This window comes from Mesorhizobium sp. WSM4840 (assembly GCF_055811755.1).
In genome coordinates this window covers 422,805-441,662 of sequence record NZ_JBVVQD010000002.1, presented here as the reverse complement: position 1 = coordinate 441,662, position 18,858 = coordinate 422,805, and the positions used below count along the sequence as shown (strand labels likewise).

Genomic DNA, 18,858 nt, shown 5'->3' with positions numbered 1-18,858 from the left:
ATGACCAGCACGCTCCTGCGCGGCCGCACGCTGTCCTTCCTGCGCTGGCCAGAGACCGTCGACGACCATTCCGCCTGGCGTTACGAGGATGACGGCGGCCTGCTGCTCCGCGACGGCAGGATCGTTGCCGCGGGCGCCTATGCCGACGTCGAGAAAAAAGCTGATGAAGGCGTAAAAAAGTTCGACCACCGCCCACACCTGCTGCTGCCGGGCTTCATTGACGCGCATGCGCATTTTCCGCAGATGCAGGTTATCGCTTCCTACGGCGCCGAGCTGCTCGACTGGCTGAACACTTACACCTTTCCCGAGGAAACCAAATTCCAGAACGCCCAGCATGGCCGCCGCATCGCCAGGCTGTTCCTCGACGAGATGGTGCGCCACGGCACGACGACAGTCGCCGCCTATTGCTCGGTCCACAGGGAATCGGCCGAAGCGTTCTTCGCCGAGTCGCATGACCGCAACATGCTCAACATCGCCGGCAAGGTGATGATGGATCGCAACGCGCCGGAGGGCGTGCTCGACACGCCGCAATCGGCCTATGACGACAGCAAGGCGCTGATCGCCGAGTGGCACGGCAAGGGGCGCCAGCACTATGCCATCACACCGCGCTTCGCCATCACCTCCTCACCCGAGCAATTAGAGATGGCGGGTGCGCTCTGCCGCGAACATCCTGATCTGCACATGCAGACGCATCTGTCGGAAAACCACGCCGAGATTGCCTTTACGCTGCAACTCTACCCGCAGGCACACGACTATACCGATGTCTACGAGCAATACGGGCTGCTCGGGCGCAAAAGCCTGTTCGGCCACTGCATCCATCTGTCGGAACGCGAGGCGGATGCGATTTCGGACGCGGGCTCGGTGGCCGTGTTCTGCCCGACCTCGAACCTGTTCCTCGGTTCGGGCCTGTTCGATTATCAGCGCTACCGCACGCGTGACAAAGCTCTTCGGATCGCGGCCGCCACCGATGTCGGCGGCGGCACTAACTATTCGATGCTGCGCACCATGGACGAGGGCTACAAGGCGATCGCCCTGAACGGAGAAAAACTCAACCCGTTCCAGTCGTTCTGGCAGCTCACCCGCGGCAATGCCGAGGCGCTGTCAATCGTGGAAAGGATCGGCACGCTCGACCAAGGCAGCGATGCCGACATCGTCGTCCTCGATGCCCGCGCCACGCCGGCCATGCGGCTGCGGATGGAGACGGCGGACACGCTGGCGGAGGAGCTGTTTCTGCTGCAGACGCTGGGCGACGACCGCGCCGTGCGCGAGGTCTACGTCGCCGGGCGGGCTGCGAAGACCGATATGGCGGTTTAGCTATCCGACACGTCCCGGCTTGACCCGGCGGCAGCCATCGGTCAAAGCCTGCAGCGAAGTTGACAGGGGAACGACATGGCCGTTGCGGACGACATCGCTCTGATCAAGAAACAGGAAGCCGCGCTTGTCTTCCCCGTCTTCGACGAGGCTGTCGCCTTCAAGATCGGCTCGGCGATCCGCGACCGGGCGCTAGCCGAAGACCTGCCGATCATCGTCGACATCAGGACCTTCGACCGGCCGCTGTTCTATGCAGCGATGCCAGGCTCGAATGCCTCCAATCCGGACTGGGCGCGGCGCAAGACCAACGTCGTGCGGCGGTTTTTGAGAAGCACCTACCGCCTGGTGCTGGAGCAACAGCGCCCCGACCGCAGCTTCAAACCCGGTGAGGGGCTCGACATATCAGACTATGTGCTGGCCGGTGGTGGCTTTCCCATAACGGTCAAAGGTGCCGGCGTGATCGGTGTGATCGCGGTCTCGGGCCTGCCGGAGCGTGAGGATCACGGCATCGTCGTCGACGCGCTGTGCAGCCATCTCGGCGTCGACGGGCGTGAGCTGGCACTGCCGCCGGAATGACCGCGCTCGATCCCAGGCCCTTCCTCACCGCCATCTTCAATGCCGCCGTCGCCGCCGCCGATCCCCAGAGGACCATCAGGGATCATCTGCCGGCAACGCCGAAAGGGCGCACCATCGTCATTGGCGCAGGCAAGGGCTCGGCGCAAATGGCGGCGGCCTTCGAAAGGGTGTGGGACGGGCCGATAGAAGGGCTGGTCGTCACCCGTTACGGCTATGGCGCGACCTGCCAGCGCATCGAGATCATCGAGGCGGCGCATCCGGTGCCGGATGCCGCCGGTCTCGAAGCCTCGCGCCGGCTGCTCGAAAAGGTGCAGGGCCTGACCGCGGACGATCTGGTCGTGGCGCTCATCTCAGGCGGCGGCTCGTCGCTGCTGCCGTCGCCTGCCGAAAGTCTGACGCTGGCCGACGAGATCGCCGTCAACGAGGCGCTGCTTGCCTCCGGCGCACCGATCGCCGCCATGAACACCATCCGCAAGCATGTTTCCACGATCAAGGGCGGCAGGCTGGCGGCAGCTGCCTATCCGGCAAAGGTGGTGTCGCTGGTGGTCTCCGACATTCCCGGCGACAATCCGGCGCTGGTTGCTTCCGGTCCGACCGTTCCCAATTCCGGCGACCGCCAAGAGGCGCTGGCATCGATCGCCGCCTATGGCATGAAACTGCCGGCTGCGGTGATGGCGCATATCAATTCGCCGGCCGCAGATGCGCCGCGCGCCGCCGACCCGCGTTTTTCGCGCAACGAGGTGCATCTGATCGCCTCGGCCGGCGTGTCGCTGGAAGCGGCTGCGGCCGAAGCCAGGCGCCAAGGTATCGAGGCGGTCATCCTCTCCGATTCTATTGAGGGCGAGGCGCGCGAGGTCGGCGGTGTCCACGCCGCGATCGCGCGCGAGGTGGCGACGCGCAACCGGCCTTTCCCGAAGCCTGTGCTGATCCTGTCGGGCGGCGAGACGACCGTGACCTTGCGGTCAAAAGGCCGGGGCGGCCGTAACTCGGAATTCCTGCTCGCCTTCGCCATCGGCATCAGCGGCATGGAGGGCGTCCATGCACTGGCCGCTGACACCGATGGCATCGACGGTTCGGAGGACAATGCCGGCGCCTTTGCCGACGGTTCGACGGTTTCGCGGATGCGGGCGGCAGGCGTCGATGCCAAGGCGATGCTTGCCGGCAACAATGCCTGGACGGCATTCAATGCCATTGGCGATCTTTTCGTGCCCGGCCCGACCGGGACGAACGTCAATGATCTCCGGGCCATATTGATCAGATAGGCTCAGGCAGCCATCAGCGTCTTCACCGCCTTCATGTCCTTCAGGAACCGCTCGCGTTCGGCCTGTTTGTCCGCCGGCTCGCGGATGCGCAGGATAAAGGACGGGTGGATTGTGACGAAGACACGCAAGCCATCCTCGCGCTCCACGACCGCGCCGCGCATCTTCATGATCGGCACAACTTTGCCGAGCAGAGACTGCGCAGCCGTTGCGCCGAGCGCCACAGCCAGATTGGGCTTGATCAGATCGAGCTCCTTGTCGAGCCACCAGCGGCAGGCCTGCACCTCGCCGGCATTCGGCTTGGAGTGGATGCGCCGCTTGCCGCGCGGCTCGAATTTGAAATGCTTGACCGCATTGGTGACATAGACTTTCAGCCGATCGACGCCCGCGTCGTCCAGGATGGCGTCGAAGACCTTACCGGCCGGCCCGACGAAAGGTTTGCCCGCCAGATCCTCCTGGTCGCCGGGCTGTTCACCGACGAAGATCACCTTGGCTCTATCAGGCCCTTCGCCGAACACGGTCTGCGTCGCGTTGCGCCACAACGGACAGCGACGGCAGGCTTTCGCCACTTCGCTGAGTTCGGGAATGGTGCTTGCGCCATCGTCTTCCGCCGTCTCAGGCAATTCATGGTTGGGCCAGCGTCTTGCCTGCACCTTGGCGTGGTGCGGCGCGGGAGTTGTCTGCATCCTGGCAATCATGGCTGATGCGGCCTTGTGCTGCTGCGATCAGATGCGGAATGAGCGAAACCCCGGAAAGGTTCCTTCAAATAGCCCGGACCCCCAGGCTTTCGCTGGGAGAATGACCGGCGATGCGATCGCCTCACACCTCGTGCAGATAGAGGTGATAATCCAGTTCGCTGACCGTGCGCGCCACCCGCAGATATTCGGATTGCTTGATTGCCACGAATGTCCGGTGCAGGTCTTCCCCCAGTGCCCCTTTGAGGAATGTCGAGGCCCTTGCCGCCTCGATCGCCGCGCGCCAGTCCACCGGCATTGTCGTCCGTGTCACGGCTGATTCGTAGCCATTGCCGGTGGTTTCGGGGCCGGGATCGAGGCCTTCGTCGAGGCCCTTAGTGATGCCGGCCAGCACAGTTGCCGCCACCAGATAAGGGTTGGCGTCGACGCCCGACGGCCGGTGCTCGATGCGCCGGTTTTTGGCATCGCCTGCCGGCACACGCAATGCCACCGAGCGGTTGTTGACACCCCAGGTCGGCGCCACCGGCGCATAGGATTGCGAAACAAAACGCCGCCACGAATTGGCATGCGGTGCAAACACCAGCATCGATTCGGCCATGGTCTGGATGAGGCCACCCAATCCGCGCAGTAGCGGCAAGGACCAAGACTCGCCGCTGGCCTCAGTGAAGACGTTCTTGCCGGCCTTGTCCTGCAGCGAGACATGGAAATGCATGCCGGAGCCGGCATATTTCTCGATCGGCTTGGCCATGAAGCAAGCGGTGACGCCGTGGCGGCGCGCCTGTGCCCGCACCAGCCGCTTCAGCATGACAAGGTCGTCGGCCGCGCGGATCACATCCTGGCGATAATTCAGCGTCAGCTCGTACTGGCCGGGCGCATATTCGGAAATGACCGTCTCGGCTGGGATGCCTTGCACCTTGGCCGCGGCATAGATGTCGGAAAACAGTGGCTCCATACCGTGCAGATGGTCGACGGAATAGACCTCGGTCTTGGCCGAGCGTCGGCCGTCGAGCACCGCGTGCGCCGGTTGCACCTTGCCATCGGCGTCGCGCTCGTTGGCGAGCAGGAAGAATTCGAGTTCGAAGGCGCCGGCCGGACGCAGGCCCTTGGCCGCCAGTATCTCCACCTGACGGCCCAGCGCCAGGCGCGGGTCGGAGGACATGGGCTGACCGTCGAGATGGTACATCGCCATCAGCACCTGGCCGCGCGGCGGCTGTGTGCCGAACAGCGGTACCAGCGTACCGGGAATCGGCCATGCTGTGAGATCACCGTCGCCGGTCGTCCAGATCAGCCCGGTCTCGTGCACGTCCTCGCCGGTAATGTCGAGGCCGAGGATCGAGATCGGCATGTGCCGGCCGCCCTCGAAGATGCTCATCAGTTCGTGCCGGCGCACGATCTTGCCACGCCCGACGCCATTGGCGTCGGTCAGCACGATGTCGAACGCTTCGATCTCGGGATAGGCGTCGAGAAAGGTTTGCGCCTCGGCCGGCGTCGAACCCGAAGGGGAGGCGATGATGGCGTTCAAAGTTTGCTTGTGCGCTTCTCTCATGTGAAAGCTTGTCTCATGCCGCGAGCCTTGCCGCAACCGCGCCGAAGGCGGTGATCAGGCGGTTGACCTGGGTGGCGCTGGTCGCCGGCGAGATCAGCATCATGTTGTGGAACGGCGCGATCAGCACGCCGCGATTGACCAGCGCAACATGGATCGCCGCTTCGAGGTCGGGCGCGTGCGCAGTTTCCGCCTCGCCGCCATTCCTAAGCGGGCCGGGTGCGCAGATGAACTCGACGCGGGCGCCGACTCGGGCAACATGCCAAGGCAGGCAGTAACGGTCGATGACGGCGGTCAGCCCTGCGTCGAGCCGCCGCGCCAGATGGTCCATATGGGCATAATTCCCGTCGGTCATCACTTCTTCGAGCGTGGCGCGCATCACCGCGAACTGCAGCGGATTGGCCGACAGCGTCGTGCCCATGCCGGAATAGCCTGGTTCCTTGGTGCTGTTATAGGCGGCATAGCGGGTGGCGACGTCTTCGCTCATCCCCCATACACTGGCCGGCACACCGCCGGCGATCGGCTTGCCGAGCACGAACAGGTCCGGCTCCAAGCCGTGTTTCCTCGTATAGCCGCCCGGACCGGTCGAAATCGTGTGCGTCTCGTCGATCAGCAGCAGGGTGCCGGCCGCGCGGGTGAGACGCCGCAGCGCCTCGTGGAAGCCAGGGTCGGGTAGCACCATGCAGGAATTGGTCAGCACTGGCTCGGTGATGACGCAGGCGATATCCTTGTCCCGGAGCACGGCCTCGAGTGCCGGCACATCGTTGAACTCGATGATATCGGTCGTCCGGGTCAGGTCGCGGAATTCGCCGGCCAGTCCCGGCCGGTTGGCCGGTCTGCCGTCGACCAGCCGCACCATCGTCTCGTCGACCGAGCCGTGATAGCAGCCGTTGAAGATCAGGATCTTTTCCCGGCCGGTGATGGTGCGGGCGACGCGCAGCGCAAAGCGATTGGCATCGGTCGCCGTCGTCGCGATCTGCCAGAACGGCAGGCCGAAGCGCTGTTGCAGTAGCGGGCCGATGGCGCGCGCATCCTCGGAAGGCAGCATGTAAGTCAGGCCGCGCCCGGCCTGCCGGCGGATGGCGCGCGCGACCGGCGGCGGCGAATGGCCGAACATCGAGCCGGTGTCGCCGAGGCAGAAATCGTCGAGCCGGTTGCCGTCGATATCGGTGATGGTGGCGCCTCTGGCGCTGTCGACCAGGATCGGGAACGGCGTCGGCCAGTCGTTCATCCAGTGCATCGGCACGCCGCCGAAGAAGCCCGGCAGGCCGTTGCCGACCTTGGCTGCCGATTTCGGCCTTGCCTCGCGGAAGGCTTCGGCCTCGGTCTCGCGCAGATCGGCGATGCAGGCGGCGCTGATGCCGCCGATGGAAGTCTTTAAATGGTCGATTGTATGCATGAAGGTCCCTCTCATACGTCACTTTGCCAATCGGCGTCCGGAACCGCAATTGGCCGGACAGCTGCGCTGCATTGGTTCAGTGGCCAAGGTGAAGAGGACGGGCGCTTGACCTGAGGGCATCCTCCAGCATCTATGCGGATAAGGTTTGTGGCTGGGGGAAGAAAGATGCGGACGATCTTCTGTGCAACAACGCTGCTGTTATCGGCCGGCTCGGCCTTCGCCACCGGCGGCATCTGGTGCTCGGCCGAGGATGCAGCGGTGAGATTCCAGGTGGAAGCCGGCGTCACCAGAGGCATGGGCGGTCCAACGTTCAATTTCCGGGGCGATCTCGAAATTCTCGGCAGACCCGTCGGCGACGATTTGCGCAAGACAGTGTTCGAGAATTCCAACCTCACACAATACTGGCTCGACGGCAAGGAATTGCGGCTGCTCGTCTATCGCGAGCACGAGGTCGCAAACACCTACAGCTCTGTCGAACTGACGATCGTGACCAAGTCCAGTGAAGAAGGCACCTATGACGGGCGCTATTCGCTCGCCATCTATGAGGGCACGGCTGACACGGGTGGCGATGGCATGCCTGCCGCGTTGACCGGCAAAGTCTCCTGCGGGGCCGAGTAGAGAACTCCCGGTTATGCGGAAATATCGATGACGCCGCAGTCGCCGGCGGCACTGCCGAAGGCGACGCGGCGTTCCTCCCTATCCCACATCATCGAGGTGATCGCGCCCTTGCCCGGTCGGCGCAGAAGCACCTCTTTGGCGTCAGCGAAACGCACCGCCATCACCATGCCGTCGTCATAGCCGACGGCGACGACATCCTGGCTGGGATGGCAGGCGACCGAGGTCACCATGGCGTTGCCGCGCGTACCGAGCTCCAGCGGCGCCTTGCCCATCGGCCCGTCCTTGCCCGAAAAAGGCCAGACGATCGCCGCCGGCGCGCCGGAACTGGCCAGCCATTTTCCCTTGGCGCTCCACGACAGGCTTTTGACTTTGCCGGGATAGCCGCTCATGCGCATGTGCTTGCCGTCGGCCAGCTTCCAGCCATGCAGCGCGTTCTCCTGCATGGTGGTGACGAGGAAGGCGCCATCGGGCGAGAAGGTGATGCCGGTATGGGCGCCGGCCCACTCCAGCTCGACCGGTTTGCCGTTCGCCGCCGGGAAATGCAGCGTCGCGCCATTGTAGCGGGCGACACCAAAGCGCATGCCCTTGGGCGAGAACGCCAGCCCCTCGACCGAACGCGGATGCATGAATTCCTTAGTCTTGCCGTCGGCAAAGCGCACAAAAGCGAACTTGCCGGAGGCATAGGCGACGGCGCCTTGTGGTCCAGCCGCGACGCTGGTGATCCATTTTTTCCCGGCGCTTGCCAATTCTGCCGCATTGCCGCCAGCGGTGACGGAAAAAATCTTGCCGTCCTCGCCGCCGGTGATCAGCCGGTCGTTGGCCGCATCGTGGAAGGCGGCGAGCAGCCCGTCATTAGCCTGCGCCGTCTTGTGGCCATGGTCCAGCCGATGGATTGTGCCGTCGGCCAGTGCGAAATGCGGCGCGTCGCCAAGGAAGACGGCGGCAACGCAATGGCCATCGAGATCAAGCGGGGCGACTGTGGGCATGTGAGATTATTCCATTCGAGATTGGTGTGGTCGCCCTGCCGCTGCGGAGGAATCGTTAGCGCGGCCAGTTGCGACGCGACCTTCTCCCCTTGTGGGAGAAGGTGGATTGGCGCGCAGCGCCAAGACGGTTGAGGGATGTTGGACGAAGCGCGGTTGGCGCCAAGCTGGAACACCCCTCATCCGACCGAGCTTCGCTCGGCCACCTTCTCCCACAAGGGGAGAAGGAAAGAAGGTGCAGCGCTAGCGTTATAAGGCCTGGAAATCAAGCGGCCTGGCAGGCCTCAAAACTCATCTTCAGCCGCTCGGCGTCGAGCTCGCGGCCGATGAAGACCAGCCGGCTCTCGTGCTTCTCCCCGTCCTTCCAGGCGCGCTGGTGGTCGCCCTCGATGATCATGTGGACGCCCTGGATGACATAGCGCTCATCATCCCCCTTGAGGGCGATGATGCCCTTCAGCCGCAGGATGTTCGGGCCTTCCATCTGGGTGACCTTCTCGATCCACGGGAAGAATTTCTTCGGGTCCATCTCGCCGCCGCGCAGCGACACCGACTGCACCGTCACGTCATGGATATCGGAAGGGTGTGCGTGATGGTCGTGCCCGTCATGGTGATGATGCCCGTCATGATCGTGATGGTCGTGATGATGATGATCGTGGTCGTCATGCGCCTCGAGGAAATGCGGATCGTTCTCCAGCGCCCGCGAAAGATCGAAGGCGCCGCGGTCGAGCACCTCCGACAGCGCCAAGCCGGCGCGAGTGGTGCGATGGATCCTGGCCGCCGGGTTGATCGCGCGGATCGTCGCCTCGACCTTGCTCAGTTCCTCCGGCGTGACGAGGTCGGTCTTGTTGAGCACGACGACATCGGCAAAGGCGATCTGGTCCTCGGCTTCGCGGGAATCCTTCAGCCGCAATGGCAGGTGCTTGGCGTCGACCAGCACCACCACCGCGTCGAGCCTGGTCTTGGAGCGCACGTCTTCGTCCATGAAGAAGGTCTGCGCCACCGGCACCGGATCGGCGAGGCCGGTCGTCTCGACCACGATGGCGTCGAAGCGGCCTGGCCGGCGCATCAGGCCCTCGACGACGCGGATCAGGTCGCCGCGCACCGTGCAGCAGACGCAGCCATTGTTCATCTCATAGATTTCCTCGTCGGATTCCACGATCAGTTCGTTGTCGATGCCGATCTCGCCGAATTCATTGACGATGACGGCGTAGCGCTTGCCGTGGTTTTCCGAAAGGATGCGGTTGAGCAGTGTCGTCTTGCCGGCGCCGAGATAGCCGGTGAGAACGGTTACGGGGATCTGCGTCGTCTGTGCATCGCTCATGTTGGGCCTCGAAAAGGGATTGTTGGATCCATATAGGATGTGCGCCGTGCTTTTGCACGCGGCAAACCGATGGGCCAAACAGGTCGCCAACATTGCCGGACTTTCCCAACATCGCTGGACTTCATTGGCGCTGGCGGGTCTCACTGCCTAGATTAAGAACAAGGTCGCTTGCTCAGAAGAACCAGAAGAGGTGCCGGATGTCCGACAAACCGTCCTCCTTGCCTTTGAGCCGGCGTCAGGCGCTCGGCCTCATTGCCGTCAGCGCGGGCGGCGGCGTCTTTCTGCCGGGCATCGCGATGGCTCAGCAGGCCTCGCCCTATGCCGGGCTTGCCCTGTTCGATAGCGGTGCCGGCGTCTGCGCGATCACGCCGGAAGCGACCGAGGGGCCGTTCTATTTCGACCCGAAGCTCGAACGCGCCGATATCACCGAAGGCAAAGCGGGCATTGGCCTCAATGTGCGGCTGCAGGTCGTCGACGCGGCCTGCCGGCCGCTTGCCGGCGCGCGCGTCGACATCTGGCATTGCGACGCGCAAGGCCATTATTCGGGCTATCCGGGACAAGGCGACGGCCAGGATGTCGATACGTCAGGCCAGAGTTTTCTACGCGGCTGGCAGAAGGCGGATGACACCGGCATCGTCTCCTTCACCACCATCTATCCCGGCTGGTATCGCGGCCGCACCACCCACATCCACTTCAAGGTCTTTCCCGATGACAATTCGGTGATGACCGGCCAGCTGTTTTTCCCCGACAGCCTGAGCGAGCAGATATTCACCACTGTCGCGCCCTACACCGATCGGTCCGGCAGGCGGGATACGCCGAATGCCAGGGACGGTATCGCGCGGCGCGCCGGGCCGCTGTCGCAGGCGGCGCTGCGCGAGGTGGCGGACGCCTATCAGGCCCTGATTATCGTCGCAGTAAAGGCTGCATGAGTCCCGTTTCGCGTGTGCGTCGCTCCTGCGGAAAGCTTCCACCTGCACTGAAAAGTCGTTTGTCATCTAACTGAAATAAACTTCTGGCATTAGCCACGGCGGGCATCGCATTGCTTGCCGGCAAAGCTATTTTGCAAAGCCGGATCTGTTTGATCGTCGATTGCCAACCGGGCGGCTGCCGCTATGCTGTCCGCACCGGTTCGGCCCGAAGAGGGATGACCATGGCCAAGGCGGACAAGACTGCGACAATGAGCCGGCTGCATTCGGCGGCGCGGCTGGCGCGTACGGCACTCGCCGCGCGGCTTCTGACCCACGGCTTCTACGCCGGCCAGGACCAGATCATGCTGGCGCTCGACCGTGAGGACGGGCAGACGCCCGGCAATCTCGCCGGCCGCCTCGGTGTGCGCCCGCCGACCATCACCAAGACGATCAACCGGCTGCAGGCCCAGGGCTTTCTGGAAAAGCGCGCTTCTTCCGCCGATGCCCGACAGGCCCACATCTTCCTGACCGACACCGGCCGCGAAATCATCCACGCCATCGAGAAATCGGTGAAAAAGACCGAGAAGCAGGCGCTGAAGGGTCTCGATAAAAGGGACCAGAAGGCGTTGTTCAAGCTGCTCGCCCGCGTCGAGGCGAACCTCTCGAACGGCGAGATGGTTCTCGTCGATGATGAGATCGACGCCGACGAATGATCCGCGGCTGACGCCATCAGGCTGCGGCTGCCGACGATCCATGGACCAATGCCGACCAGCGGCCCGGCGTGACACCGAACGCCTTCTTGAAGTGCCTGTTAAAATGACTTTGGTCGCTGAAACCGGCCGCTATCGCGATCTGCGCCAATGGCTCGCTCGCCTCGATCATGCGGCGTGCTCGTTGAAGCCGGCGCATCAAGTGAAAGCGATGCGGGCTGGTGGAGAAGGCGGCACGGAAATGCCGCGATAGTGCATAGCGATCCAGCCCGGTAATCGCCTCCAGCTCTTCGGAACGGACGATACGGAAAACATTTTCTTCCAGATAGTCGCGTGCCAGGCTGGCAGCCCGCCATGCTGTCCTTGGGATCGGTTTCGCCTGCAGCCCTGCATGCCGTGCCAAGCTTTGCATCAATTGCGCAATGAAGTCGGCGACAAAGAGGTCGTCCAGCTTCTGGTCCAACGGCCCCAGCGCCGAAAGCAGCCTCGTGCGGAAAACAGGATCCGTCACCACGGCATTCCTGACGAAGGGCAGCGATGCGCCTATCGTATCGAGGCAGTCCAGCACGATGGACGGCTCCAGATAAAGCATCCTGTAACGCAAACCGTCTTCGGTGCCGGCGCCGCCGTCGTGCAATTCGTCGGGATGGAGCACGATAATCTGGCCGGGCAGGCTGTGATGCGTCGCGCCGCGATAACGGAAGGTCTGGACGCCATGCAGCGTCACGCCGATGGCGTAGGTATCATGACGATGGAGATCGAACGCGCTGCCGTGGAACCGGGCCTCGATACGCTCCATTCCGACGCAATCGGGGGCCGAGATGACACAGTTCTCAGCCGCGTCAACGCACAAACGTCCAAGACCCTGAAAGGCCTCGCCATCTAGACCGTGTGACATCGCTTCATTTCACAAACTTGAATGGTAAATGTCTCATGTTCGACACGAAATTTGCAATCGTGCTGCAGGACGACCTTCCCGTCTGGCAAAAGCTCAATGTCACCGCCTTCCTGACCAGCGGCATTGTCGCGCAGTATAGCGACATCATCGGCGAACCCTATCGCGACCGCGCCGGCAATATCTACAATCCGCTCTCGATCCAGCCGGTCATCGTGCTTTCGGCCGATCGCCCGACGCTCAGTGCGATCCATCGGCGGGCGCTGGAGCGCGGTGTGACGACCTCGCTCTACGTCGACGAGATGTTTTCGACCGGCCACGACGCGGCGAACCGCGCCGTCTTTGCCGAATTCGCACCCGACGACGCCAAGGTCGTCGGTATCGCGCTGCGCGCCGAAAAGAAGCTTGTCGACAAGATCACCAAGGGCGCCCGCATGCATCCCTAGTGCATGTCGCCCAAAAGTGCGTAGCGGTTTTGGGATGACGACATGCAGAAAGACCAAGCCTGTGGCGGCTGATTCATCCTTCTGATGCTTAGCGTGTTCGGCGCCGTCTGCCATTGGCACCTGGTGCGGGCTATCGTCTCGGTATTCGCAAATCATTGGGATGATCATTGCCGGCTGGATTGTCTTCAACCAGTTCCCGACCGCTGGACGCTCGTCGGCGCTGCCGTCATCGTCGCCAGCGGCCTTTATAACGTTCATCGCGAGCACCGGCTTCGTGTACAAAAAAACTTTGATTTGTTCCGGAAGGGTGGCATAAGGCCGCGTTTAAACTGTTTAGATCATGATCCCGAAAAGTGGGAATCCGGTTTTCGCTGGAGATCATGGATCGGCTCTAGATCGTCGGGGGAGCGCAAGGCGCTGGCACAGAAGATTAAGCTTTCGACGATCGCGGATGCGCTCGGCGTGTCCACGGCCACGGTCTCGCTGGCCCTGCGTGACAGTCCGCTGGTTGCCGGCGGCACCCGCGACCGCATCAAGGAACATGCCCGCGCCATCGGCTATATCTACAATCGCCGCGCCGCCAGCCTGCGCACCTCGCGTTCGGGCATCGTCGGCGTCGTCGTTCACGACATCATGAACCCGTTCTTCGCCGAGATACTGCGCTCGATCGAAAGCGAGCTCGATCGCAGCCGGCAGACCTTCATCCTGTCGAACCACTACGACCAGCTCGAAAAGCAGCGCACCTTCATCGACACGCTTTTGCAGCTCGGCGCCGACGGCGTCATCATGTCGCCGGCCATCGGCACGCCGCCCGAAGACATCTTGATGGCCGAGGAAAACGGCCTGCCGGCGGTGCTGATCGCACGCACCGTCGAAGGCGCCGACGTGCCGGTGTTTCGCGGCGACGATGCCTACGGCACCGGGCTTGCCACCAACCATCTGATCTCGCTCGGCCACAAGCGCATCGCCATGGTCGGCGGCACCGACCAGACCTCGACCGGCCGTGACCGCTACCAGGGCTATGTCAACGCGATGGAGGCGGCCGGGCTGGAGGTCAGGCCATCCTGGCGCATTGCCGGCCCGCGCACCAAACAGGCCGGTTTCGAAGCGGCGGGGCAGTTCTTGGCATTGAAGGACAAGCCGACCGCGGCCTGCTGCTGGAATGACCTCGTCGCCATCGGCCTGATGAACGGCATCGCGCGCGCCGGGCTGGTGCCGGGCATTGACATCTCCGTCACCGGCTATGACGATCTCGAGGAGGCGGCGATCGCAACGCCGGCGCTGACCACCGTGTGGAACGGCCAGCGTGAAGTCGGCCGCCGCGCCGCCAGCGCACTGCTCGACAAGCTCAACGGGCAGATGGTGCGGCCGTCGCAGGAACTGATCAAGCCGGAACTGCATGTGCGTCAGTCGACCGGCAAACCGGTGGAACGTGCATGACAAGAGCCGAACAGCAGCAAGCAGTCGCCATTCTGGTGCCGGGCCAATTCAACGACCATGCGGTCGGCCGCATCGACAGGACGTTCAATCGCGTGTGGATCGAACGGCCCGATGCGTCGCTGGTCACCGACGAGTTGCGCCGGTCGGTGCGCGGCATTGCCGCCTTTGGCGGGATCAATGCAGCTCTCATCGACGCACTGCCGAATCTCGAGATCATCGCCAATTTCGGCGTCGGCTATGATTCGGTCGACGCCCGTCACGCCGCACAGCGCGGTGTCATGGTCACCAACACGCCTGACGTGCTGACCGAGGAGGTCGCGGACACGGCTCTCGGCCTGCTGATCAACACCATCCGCGAGTTGCCGCGCGCCGAGACCTGGCTGCGCGACGGCAGTTGGGCGCGCGACGGCAACTATCGCTTGAGCCGGCTGACCTTGCGCGGCCGTCGTGTCGGTATTTTCGGCATGGGCCGCATCGGCCTTGCCATTGCGCGCCGGCTGGAGGCCTTCGGGCTGCCGATCGCCTATCACAACCGGCGCCAGGTCGAAGGCCTGTCCTATGAATACCACGGCACGCTGAAAGGCCTCGCCGAGGCGGTAGATACGCTGATCTCGGTGGCGCCCGGCGGCGCCTCGACGGAAAAGGCGGTCAATGCCGAGATACTGTCGGCGCTCGGCCCGAATGGCGTCTTCGTCAATATCGGCCGCGGCAGCACGGTGGACGAGGCAGCACTTGCGGCAGCTCTGGCCAATGGCACCATCGCCGCTGCCGGGCTCGACGTCTTCGCCGACGAGCCGAACGTGCCGCCAGCGCTGCTCGCCGCTCCCAACACATCGCTTTTGCCGCATGTCGGCTCGGCTTCGGAACATACCCGCCGCGCCATGGCCGATCTGTGCGTCGACAATCTGGTTTCCTGGTTTTCGGAAGGGAGGGCGCTGACGCCGGTGCCGGAAACGGAAAAGGTCAAGGCGCGCAGCTGAGCGGCAAGCTTTCCTATTTGTTAACGTCGGCTTAACGCTTTGAAATCATTTTTTATCTATCGCCAAACACGCGGAGAACGCAGATGAAAGCACTTGCTGCATTGATATCGGTGGCGGCGCTGTTCGGCAGCGTTCACCTGTTTCACGGCGGCAGCGGCGAAGGCCGCACAGCCGATCACTCAACGCAGTCGCCCGGCGATTACAGGCTGGTGGCCAATGGCGACGAAGCGTCCTGCGCGGTCAAGCGCGGCACTGAGGTTGCGCAAGGCCTGTCGCTGTTGACGGTCACTGCGAATTGCCGCCGGGTTTTGCCTGGCATCGAGCGCGCGAAATTCTGGCGTGAGCAGGATGACGGCACGGTCATCTTCAGCGTGAACGGCATCGACCCGATCGTCACGTTCGGCGTCGCCGACGGCGACGGTTATGAATCCTACGCACCAACTCTGCCGCTGCTGTCGCTGGCGGCCAGCAGCGATCGACGTTGACGCCCGACGGCTGAATTATTCCGCGGCAGTGCGCGCGCCGGATTTCGCCGTGGCGTGCAGGCGCACCGCGTCGCCGAAGGCGCGGAAGATCTTTGCCGAGACGCTGTCCGAATTGACCCAGTATTCGGGATGCCATTGGACGCCCACGGCGAAGGCACGGGCGTCCCGCACCGAAACCGCCTCGACCGTGCCGTCGGTGGCGACGGCCTCTATCTGCAACTTCGGGCCGAGCCGGTCGATCGCCTGGCGATGCACCGAGTTGACCATGATGTCGCCCGCCCCGAACACGCCGGCGAGGCAGCTTGCGGGCTTGATCGAAATGGTCTGGCGGATGGCGAAGCGTTCGTCCTGATTGTCGCTCGCCGGTGCGCGATGGTCCAGCGATCCCTCGCGCTCCTGGATTTCTGTGGCCAGCGTGCCGCCCAGCGCCACATTCATCTCCTGGATGCCGCGGCAGATGGCGAGCAGCGGCACGCCGCGCTCCACTGCCTTGCGGATCAGCGGCAGCGTCGTGGCGTCGCGGGCCGGATCGTAGGGGCCGTTGGCCTCGCTGGCATCGCCGCCATAGAGCGTGGGATGCACGTTGGACTTCGAGCCGGTGATCATGACGCCGTCGACCGATGACAGGAGTTCATCGAAATCGAGCCGGTCGCCGAAGGACGGCACCAGCACCGGGAACACGCCGGCGGCCGAAAGCGCCGCCTCCAGATATTGCTGCGGAGCGGCATGCCAGGTGTAGTTGTCGAACTGGCGGACATCGGTCGATATGGCGACTAGCGGCTGCTGCATTTTTGATCCGGGTCCATTCAGTGCAAGGATATGTTCTGCCTTTAAAATAGGCGATCCGACGGCGCTTTGCCATGACAAGTTCGGCATGTCGCATGGGCCACGGAAGGGGCGTTAGACTTAAGTTGCAGGGAGGTGCGTTCGCGCCGCGTTTTTCGCGAAAACGCCGCCGGCAAAACCGGCTCCCATGGCTAGACTCGACTTCTTGCCCGTGTATTGTTTGCCGCGAAGCCGATCCGGGGCACAGAGCATCTCCCGAACGTCGGTCTGTTGATCCAATAGGGAGGACTTCATGGATCGTCGATCATTCATCCGCAAGGCCGGTGTGACCGGTGTCGGCGCTGCGGCGGCTACGGCGGCGCTTGCCGCGCCGGCTATCGCCCAAACCAATCCGAAAGTGACATGGCGCCTGGCGTCGTCCTTCCCGAAATCCCTCGATACGATCTATGGTGGCGCCGAGGTCTTTTCCAAGATGCTTTCGGAGGCGACCGACGGCAACTTCCAGGTCCAGGTCTTCGCTGCCGGTGAACTGGTGCCCGGCCTGCAGGTCGCGGATGCCACCACCGCCGGCACCGTCGAGGCCTGCCATACGGTGGCATATTATTATTGGGGCAAGGACCCGACATGGGCTTTGGGTGCCGCGGTTCCGTTCTCGCTCAACGCGCGCGGCATCAATGCCTGGCATTACCACGGCGGCGGCATCGACCTGTTCAACGAGTTTCTGGCCACGCAGGGCCTTTTTGGCCTGCCCGGTGGCAATACCGGCGTGCAGATGGGCGGCTGGTTCCGCAAGGAAATCAACACCGTCGCCGACCTTTCGGGCCTCAAGATGCGCATCGGTGGCTTTGCCGGCAAAGTGGTGCAAAGGCTCGGCGTCGTGCCGCAGCAGATCGCCGGCGGCGATATCTATCCAGCGCTGGAAAAAGGCACCATCGACGCCGCCGAATGGGTCGGCCCTTATGACGATGAGAAGCTCGGCTTCTACAAGGTCGCGCCCAATTATTATTATCCTGGCTGGTGGGAAGGCGGGCCGACCGTCCATCTGATGTTCAACAAGGCAAAATACGAGGAGCTTTCGCCGGCCTACAAGGCGCTGGTGCGCACCGCGGCGCAGGCCGCCGACGCCAACATGCTGCAGAAATACGACTTTCTGAATCCGGCGGCCGTGAGGCGGCTGGTGTCCGCGGGCGCCAAATTGCGCCCGTTCAGCCCGGAAATCTTGGCAGCCTGCTCCGAAAAGGCGAACGAGGTCTATGCCGAGATGGAAGCTTCGAACGCGCCGTTCAAGAAGATATGGGACTCGATCAAGGCCTTCCGCAAGGAGCACTATCTCTGGGCGCAGGTGGCCGAGTACAATTACGACACCTTCATGATGGTCCAGCAGCGCACCGGCAAGCTCTGACAACAGTTACGGCGCCACGCGCTCTTCGGACACGTGGCGCCGTCACATTTCGATTTGCCTGATCAGCGCGGCACCACCAGCACCTTGACTTCGCCTGGCGCAGGCGGATTGGCGATCACCGCAGCCGCCTCCTCCAGCGTCACCTGCCGTGAGATGAGCTTGTCGATCTCGATCGCACCCGAGGCGATGAGATCGGCGGCCCGGCGATGCGTAAACGGATTGAGGAACGAGCCGAGCACCTTCAATTCCCGGAACAACAGGTTGAAAGGCTCGAACTCGGCCTTCATGCCTTGAGGTGTCACGCCGACGACGACCACCGTACCGCCGGCTTTGGCCAGCCGCATCGATTGTTCGACCGTCTCTCTTACGCCGGCACATTCGAACACCACATCGACGCCGCCCGGCATGAGGCCCGACGGACCGAAGACCGTGTCGATGATATCGCAAGCGCTGGGGTCGACCGTCACCGTTGCGCCCAATTCTCCTGCAAGGGCGCGCCGCGAGGCCTGGCGCGTCGACAGGATGATTGTCGTCGCGCCGGCAAGCCTCGCCAGTTGCACGGTGAGCAGGCCGATCACCCCGCCGCCAAGCACGGCGACCGAGGAGCCGGGTCTGATCTGCGCCAGGTCCACGCCATGCAGGCAGCAGCCAAGCGGCTCGCAGAACGCGCCATGCGTCGGCCTCAGGTCTTTCGGAAGGAGAATGGCCTGCTTCTGAGGCAGCACGACATATTCGGCGAAGCCGCCGTCGCGGCGGATGCCGATGGCAACTAGATTATGGCAGAGATTGATGCGACCCGCGTGGCAGTGCGGGCAGTGCCCGCAGGCGATGTTGGGATCGCCGGTAACGCGATCGCCGACCGAAAAGCCGGACACAGCGGTTCCAGTCGCCTCGACGATCCCGGAGAATTCATGTCCGAGCGTCACCGGCGGCGTACAGGGAAATTCGCCATGGAAAAGATGCCGGTCGGTGCCGCAGACGCCGCATGCCTCGATCCGCACCAGGAGATCGTCCGGTCCGGCGGACGGTTTGCCGACCTCGCGCAGGGCAATGCTGCCCACGCCCTCCAGCCGCACCGCTTTCATCTTTGTTACGCCTCCG

The 18,858-nt window shown here is 63.4% G+C and carries 19 protein-coding genes; 11 read left to right on the top strand and 8 right to left on the bottom strand.

Features of this window, described 5'->3' with window-relative positions:
* The 3 genes from guaD to AC0L3I_RS05500 all read left to right on the top strand — a co-directional run bounded on the left by guaD (position 1) and on the right by AC0L3I_RS05500 (position 3,149).
* Entirely contained in the window at positions 1–1,314 is a 1,314-nt protein-coding gene (gene guaD / locus AC0L3I_RS05510) for a guanine deaminase (RefSeq protein WP_473526209.1), read from the top strand.
* Between the two features lie 75 nt (positions 1,315–1,389).
* Positions 1,390–1,887 (top strand): heme-degrading domain-containing protein, encoded by a 498-nt coding sequence (locus AC0L3I_RS05505; RefSeq protein WP_473526208.1) that lies wholly within the window; start codon positions 1,390–1,392, stop codon positions 1,885–1,887.
* Entirely contained in the window at positions 1,884–3,149 is a 1,266-nt protein-coding gene (locus tag AC0L3I_RS05500) for a glycerate kinase type-2 family protein (protein WP_473526207.1), read from the top strand. The genes AC0L3I_RS05505 and AC0L3I_RS05500 overlap by 4 nt, the downstream gene beginning before the upstream one ends.
* A gap of 2 nt (positions 3,150–3,151) precedes the next feature.
* Here AC0L3I_RS05500 and AC0L3I_RS05495 read toward each other — a convergent pair whose 3' ends face one another.
* From AC0L3I_RS05495 to AC0L3I_RS05485, 3 genes are all read right to left on the bottom strand, one after another.
* On the bottom strand, positions 3,152–3,832 hold the full coding sequence (locus AC0L3I_RS05495; RefSeq protein WP_473526206.1) for a UdgX family uracil-DNA binding protein: 681 nt from the start codon (positions 3,830–3,832) through the stop codon (positions 3,152–3,154).
* 133 nt (positions 3,833–3,965) lie between these two features.
* Positions 3,966–5,387, bottom strand: coding sequence for a glutamine synthetase family protein (locus AC0L3I_RS05490; RefSeq protein ID WP_473526205.1), 1,422 nt, complete (start codon positions 5,385–5,387; stop codon positions 3,966–3,968).
* A 13-nt stretch (positions 5,388–5,400) separates the two neighbouring features.
* A complete protein-coding gene (locus AC0L3I_RS05485; RefSeq protein WP_473526204.1) occupies positions 5,401–6,783 on the bottom strand; it encodes an aspartate aminotransferase family protein in 1,383 nt (460 codons plus the stop codon).
* A 165-nt stretch (positions 6,784–6,948) separates the two neighbouring features.
* Here AC0L3I_RS05485 and AC0L3I_RS05480 point away from each other — a divergent pair, with 165 nt between their 5' ends.
* A complete protein-coding gene (locus AC0L3I_RS05480; RefSeq protein ID WP_473484302.1) occupies positions 6,949–7,401 on the top strand; it encodes a hypothetical protein in 453 nt (150 codons plus the stop codon).
* A gap of 11 nt (positions 7,402–7,412) precedes the next feature.
* Here AC0L3I_RS05480 and AC0L3I_RS05475 read toward each other — a convergent pair whose 3' ends face one another.
* Entirely contained in the window at positions 7,413–8,387 is a 975-nt protein-coding gene (locus AC0L3I_RS05475) for a WD40 repeat domain-containing protein (protein ID WP_473484300.1), read from the bottom strand.
* 262 nt (positions 8,388–8,649) lie between these two features.
* A complete protein-coding gene (locus tag AC0L3I_RS05470; RefSeq protein WP_123146329.1) occupies positions 8,650–9,705 on the bottom strand; it encodes a CobW family GTP-binding protein in 1,056 nt (351 codons plus the stop codon).
* Between the two features lie 197 nt (positions 9,706–9,902).
* Here AC0L3I_RS05470 and AC0L3I_RS05465 point away from each other — a divergent pair, with 197 nt between their 5' ends.
* Together AC0L3I_RS05465 and AC0L3I_RS05460 are read left to right on the top strand one after the other, a co-directional pair.
* Complete coding sequence (locus AC0L3I_RS05465) at positions 9,903–10,634, top strand: intradiol ring-cleavage dioxygenase (protein WP_473526203.1); 732 nt, start codon at positions 9,903–9,905, stop codon at positions 10,632–10,634.
* Positions 10,635–10,855: 221 nt separating this feature from the next.
* Complete coding sequence (locus AC0L3I_RS05460) at positions 10,856–11,326, top strand: MarR family winged helix-turn-helix transcriptional regulator (protein WP_473484298.1); 471 nt, start codon at positions 10,856–10,858, stop codon at positions 11,324–11,326.
* Between the two features lie 16 nt (positions 11,327–11,342).
* On the opposite strand, the gene AC0L3I_RS05455 is transcribed toward AC0L3I_RS05460, so the two are convergent.
* Positions 11,343–12,221, bottom strand: a complete 879-nt coding sequence (locus AC0L3I_RS05455) for an AraC family transcriptional regulator (RefSeq protein WP_473484295.1) — start codon at positions 12,219–12,221, stop codon at positions 11,343–11,345.
* Positions 12,222–12,256: 35 nt separating this feature from the next.
* Between AC0L3I_RS05455 and AC0L3I_RS05450 the strand changes: the two genes are divergently transcribed.
* From AC0L3I_RS05450 to AC0L3I_RS05435, 4 genes are all read left to right on the top strand, one after another.
* Complete coding sequence (locus AC0L3I_RS05450; protein ID WP_473526202.1) at positions 12,257–12,664, top strand: DUF2000 family protein; 408 nt, start codon at positions 12,257–12,259, stop codon at positions 12,662–12,664.
* A 417-nt stretch (positions 12,665–13,081) separates the two neighbouring features.
* Positions 13,082–14,104 carry a LacI family DNA-binding transcriptional regulator gene (locus AC0L3I_RS05445; protein WP_095494138.1) on the top strand — a complete coding sequence of 341 codons (1,023 nt, stop codon included), beginning with the start codon at positions 13,082–13,084 and terminating at the stop codon, positions 14,102–14,104.
* Entirely contained in the window at positions 14,101–15,084 is a 984-nt protein-coding gene (locus AC0L3I_RS05440) for a 2-hydroxyacid dehydrogenase (RefSeq protein ID WP_473526201.1), read from the top strand. Before AC0L3I_RS05445 ends, AC0L3I_RS05440 begins: the two co-directional genes overlap by 4 nt.
* A gap of 83 nt (positions 15,085–15,167) precedes the next feature.
* Positions 15,168–15,569, top strand: coding sequence for a hypothetical protein (locus AC0L3I_RS05435; protein WP_473526200.1), 402 nt, complete (start codon positions 15,168–15,170; stop codon positions 15,567–15,569).
* 15 nt (positions 15,570–15,584) lie between these two features.
* Here AC0L3I_RS05435 and AC0L3I_RS05430 read toward each other — a convergent pair whose 3' ends face one another.
* Entirely contained in the window at positions 15,585–16,358 is a 774-nt protein-coding gene (locus AC0L3I_RS05430) for a gamma-glutamyl-gamma-aminobutyrate hydrolase family protein (protein ID WP_123146336.1), read from the bottom strand.
* Between the two features lie 289 nt (positions 16,359–16,647).
* Here AC0L3I_RS05430 and AC0L3I_RS05425 point away from each other — a divergent pair, with 289 nt between their 5' ends.
* Positions 16,648–17,757, top strand: coding sequence for a TRAP transporter substrate-binding protein (locus AC0L3I_RS05425; RefSeq protein WP_123146337.1), 1,110 nt, complete (start codon positions 16,648–16,650; stop codon positions 17,755–17,757).
* A 62-nt stretch (positions 17,758–17,819) separates the two neighbouring features.
* Here AC0L3I_RS05425 and AC0L3I_RS05420 read toward each other — a convergent pair whose 3' ends face one another.
* A complete protein-coding gene (locus AC0L3I_RS05420) occupies positions 17,820–18,842 on the bottom strand; it encodes a zinc-dependent alcohol dehydrogenase family protein (RefSeq protein WP_123146338.1) in 1,023 nt (340 codons plus the stop codon).
* Positions 18,843–18,858 lie beyond the last annotated feature (16 nt).